Raw genomic sequence first — 4247 nt, forward strand, 5'->3', positions numbered from 1 at the left:
TTGCTTAGTCGGTACTCACTGACCATCCCACGGTGGCTCTTCGCGTTGAAGAAGCAACGCTCACGAGCGGGAAACCACACCACTCACAGGGACGTAACCATAGTGGCATGGCGATGTGATCGACGCGACACTTCTGGCTGTGGCGGCCTCGGTGCCGGGCCCGATTGTTAGCGGCCATGCCAAACTGGGCGCCGCCCGGCCACCTTCGGCTTACCCACATCCCGTTGCATCAGCACCCACTATCCCTGCAACCAACTGGCGAGCGAGAGCACGACGACAGTCAGGAAAGGGGGGCGTCGCCCTCTTCCTCCCCCAATCCGCGCAGGATCAGGTCGAGGGTACTGTCAAGATCCGGCTGCATCCTCGTCGGCAATCTCCATCTCAGTCGATACGGGGCGGGCCGTGCACGCTCGATGCCAGCTAGTGTCCTGCGCCGGTAGTTCGTTGTAGAAGTCGGCTGAGGGATTCGGAGATCTGTTTTGCGGGCTTGGTCCAGATGAATGGCTTCGGATTCTCGTTCCATCCTTTGACCCATGCGCGGATGTCTGCTTCGGATACAAAGGCGAGGGAATAGATCGAGGTCTACGCGACGACGTCCGCGGGTATGCTCTCTTCGACGTTGCTGACTTGATCAGTCCTCTGGCTTCCGTAGACCCAGTAGTGATACAGAAGGAACCGTAGACCAGTAGATAACCCCAGCCCCACAACGTTCTTAGCGATGTTGTCCGCGAGGAGGCTCTCAAAGCCCAGTGCATAGTGCGATACCCACAGGCACGCGAGGCTGACGAGCAGCCCCAGGACCGACACGACCACGAACTCAAAGAGTTCGAGCGCGATGTTCGACCTGCGTCGAGCTCGGAACGTCCAGTAACGGTTGCCAAACCAGGTCACGAGAGTCGCGATGCCGACGGAGATGATCGTGGCGCCGATAGGACCTTGCACATAGTGGCTCTGCCCGAGGGCTCCGAGTCGGAGAGCATTGAAGAGGCCAAGATCGACCACGTATCCGCAGAGACCGACGACGCCGAATTTGAGCACGTACGTCAGAGTCGTATCCGCAAATCCTCTGACTAAGTCGACAATCCGCCCCATTGAATCGCTCCCCATCGCTGCAAATCTCCCCAAGAATGAAATATTCTGAAAAGAATATCCTGACCAGACTAATAATCTTCCGGCAGCGTATGAGTGTTCTCGAAGCATTGGGCGATTTTCGAGCTGATTCGACGATGAAGGATCGAGCCGAGGGGTGCGGGAAATGACGCGGTAGGCGGCAGGTCGACGTCTTCAGGCTTCACTCGCGGGATAGTAGCCGCCATCCAACTTTGACAAGGATTACATCCGCGTGCGCGAGTGAGAATGTCGATTACTGCGTGCTCCATTCGGCATCCGTCGGCTTGCTGTCTGCGCTTTGAACCCTCCATCACGCAGTGCCATCTCGAAAAATGAATCTTGGGGCGATTAAAGTCGTCGTCCTCGATGAGTCAATACTCGTACAGCATGACCCGCACCATCAGGCGCGGGTCATGCGGCGACTGGCCCTTCGACTTCGCATACGACGCGTAGAACTTCTGCAGGTCGAGCTGGGTTTCGGCGATGTCCGCGATGAAGCGAGAGAGATGATTCTGCGGTAACCACTCATCCAGCGACGGTGGCACCAGCATCACCGCGGCCGGCTTGAGCGCCCGGAACCGTTTATTCACCCCGCCGCCAGCCTCAACACCATCATCAACGACAGAGTCCACGTGCTCAAGCTCAGCCGCGGGGAAGAGACCCTCCGAATCGCTCAAACCCAATTTTCCCGGACCGAAAACCTAAACCCAGGAAATCCACCGGCGTTTTAAAAATTATCCTCACTGACCCACGCTCCTCGCCTAATTGAAGCTCCGAATTCTTGACCGATCCTTTCATGCTGGTCTCTTCCGCCTTGCACTCCGGTCCTGGCCGGTCGCACTTCCAGTGAATCTAGCGCCCCCCTGACTCTGCCGGCTCACCAGACCGTTCGGGTCCGTTCCTGGGCGACGACGGCCTCACGGTCGACCAAGCGTCTTAGCCCCGCCAGCGGCTGGCTCATTCGATGGTTGCCGCGGATGCGCGGTTCGACCCGGTCGAGAAACGCCCAATACCCGGCCGTGAACGGGCAGGCGTCCTCGCCGAGGCGTTTCTTGGGATTGAATGGGCAGCCTCCGCAGAAATCACTCATCGACGAGATGTAGGCGCCGCCGGACGTATACGGCTTGGTCGCGACCATGCCGCCGTCGGCATATTGCGACATTCCGACGACGTTGGCCGGCATTACCCACGGAGTTCCGTCAACGAACGCCGAGATGAACCAGTCGTTCAGTTCGCCCGGATGATAGCCGCGCTGCAGGGCCTGGTTTCCGAGGATCATGAGGCGCTGGATGTGGTGGGCCCAGCCGGTGTCGGCCACCGCCTCCAGCACGTGGCTGACGCAGGCGGCCCGCACACCAGTGCCGTCGAGCTCCCAGTACGACCGGGGTAGCGGTTCGTGCGCGGCGAGGAAATTATTGTTCATGACATAGGCGGGCCCGAGGTGCCAGTACAGGTGCCAGACCCAGTCCCGCCACCCCATGAGCTGGCGGACGACGGCCTCGACGCTCTGCAGGGGCGCCGCGCCGCTCGCGTGGGCCAACACGACCGCATCGATTACCTCCCGAGGATGCAGCAGGCCCAGGTTGAGCGGCACGCTCAACCTGGAGTGTGCCATCGCGTCGTCCCCGCGCAGGGACGCATCCTCGAACGGACCAAAGTCATTCAGTCGGGTCTCGATGAAGTCTTCGAGGGCGGCCAGGGCCTCCGCCCGGGTCGCGGCGAAGCGCCGGGGCCCATCCCGCCCGATCAGGGTGATGCGGCCATCCGCTTGCAGCCGGTCGAGGTCTCGGCGCACTTCTTCGTCGATGTCGTCTTCGACCGGCTTCCACGGGTCGGGCAGGCCGAGGGCGATGGCCGCGCGGGGTGGCGGACGGCGGTTGTCGTGGTCGAAGTTGAAGCGGCCGCCCTCGGGGTCCGGCCCGCGCATCAGTACTCCGGTCCGCGTGCGAACCGAACGGTAGAACTGCTCGAGTACGAGCCGGGAGGCCGGGCGCCCCTCGACCCAGTCGGCGAAGTCCGCCTCGCTCGTGATGAATCCGCGGCTCGGCAGCACGCTGGCGCCGAGTTCGGCCACGAGCGCCCTCGCCCCCCAGCTGGTGGGGTCGATCACCTCGAGCGGGCGACCGGAGAGCACGTCGCGATAGTGCTCCGCATGCAAGAATTCGACGCGGTCGCCGAGTTCCCGCGCCCGGTGACGCAGTGCGCTGAGGATGAGGTGTGCCTTCGCCCGGTGATAGGGCCGCCGCCCGAGGACCCCGACCGCCTCGACCAGCACAATCTGTCCGCCGTCATCGAAGTGCGGTCCAAGCTGGTCAGCGAACAGGAAGCGGGGCACCGGCATGATTGTGAGTCTAGGGCGGGGCACCCGCGACGGATTCCCTCGCCCGGCTGTTCGGGGCGGATGCCCAGCGATCCCGGGTTAGCCTCGGGTATGGGCAGGTTCACGGACAGTTGGCGATCGAACCTCCTCGGGACCCTGTCGGGCAACAGCGAGGGCCGGCCGCAGTGGGTCGGCACGATGGAGCTCGGCGATGACGCGAACTTCTTCGGCCCCGGATCGGCCGCATGGGCTGTCCACGGCGGCATGGCGACGATGGTCGCCGGGATCAGGGCGCTGCTGATGAAGACCCTGCACCCGGGGGCGATGGCCGGGGTGCACGACTGGTCCCGGTACAAGGAGGACCCGCTCGGGCGCCTCTCCGGAACGATCCAGTGGCTCGTGACTGTCACCTTCGCCGACACCGTGCGCGCGGAACTAGAGTCGACCAGGGTGGGGCGTTTCCATGACCGGGTCAGGGGCAGTTACCTCGACGCTGCCGGTGTGCGGCGGAACTATTCGGCGGGTGACCCCGAATTGTTGTCCGGGGTGCATATCGTCTTAACGGATGCTTTTCTCGAGTCACACAAGCTGTGGGGTGGTCGGGGCGCGGGCGGCGCGATCGCCGGCGGCGCCGACGGGTACGTGCGCGAGTGGGCGAAGGCCGGCGAGCTGATCGGCGTGCAGGATCCGCTCCGCTCGGCCGGGGAGCTGAGAGCTTAGCCTCGATCCACCGGTGAGAGTCGGGGTTTGACGGCGCGTTAAACCGAGAATGCCTTCCAGGTCAGGAAAAATGGAACTTACTTAGGGTTCATTTTTC

At 62.8% G+C, this 4247-nt stretch carries 3 protein-coding genes and 1 pseudogene; 1 reads left to right on the forward strand and 3 read right to left on the reverse strand.

Annotated elements, in window-relative coordinates:
• Positions 1–582: 582 nt before the first annotated feature.
• The 3 genes and pseudogenes from E3O39_RS17395 to E3O39_RS17405 form a co-directional block, all read right to left on the reverse strand.
• The gene (locus E3O39_RS17395; protein WP_241975268.1) at positions 583–1038 is read right to left on the reverse strand and encodes a GtrA family protein; all 456 of its coding nucleotides are present in this window, start codon (positions 1036–1038) and stop codon (positions 583–585) included.
• A 446-nt stretch (positions 1039–1484) separates the two neighbouring features.
• A pseudogene (locus E3O39_RS17400) lies at positions 1485–1793 on the reverse strand (IS5/IS1182 family transposase); the annotation flags it as partial.
• A gap of 194 nt (positions 1794–1987) precedes the next feature.
• Positions 1988–3451 (reverse strand): cryptochrome/photolyase family protein, encoded by a 1464-nt coding sequence (locus tag E3O39_RS17405; protein WP_134446642.1) that lies wholly within the window; start codon positions 3449–3451, stop codon positions 1988–1990.
• Positions 3452–3541: 90 nt separating this feature from the next.
• Between E3O39_RS17405 and E3O39_RS17410 the strand changes: the two genes are divergently transcribed.
• On the forward strand, positions 3542–4150 hold the full coding sequence (locus E3O39_RS17410) for an oxygenase MpaB family protein (RefSeq protein ID WP_134446643.1): 609 nt from the start codon (positions 3542–3544) through the stop codon (positions 4148–4150).
• Positions 4151–4247 lie beyond the last annotated feature (97 nt).

Source organism: Cryobacterium sp. MDB2-A-1 (assembly GCF_004402675.1).
Taxonomy (GTDB): Bacteria; Actinomycetota; Actinomycetes; order Actinomycetales; family Microbacteriaceae; genus Cryobacterium; species Cryobacterium glucosi.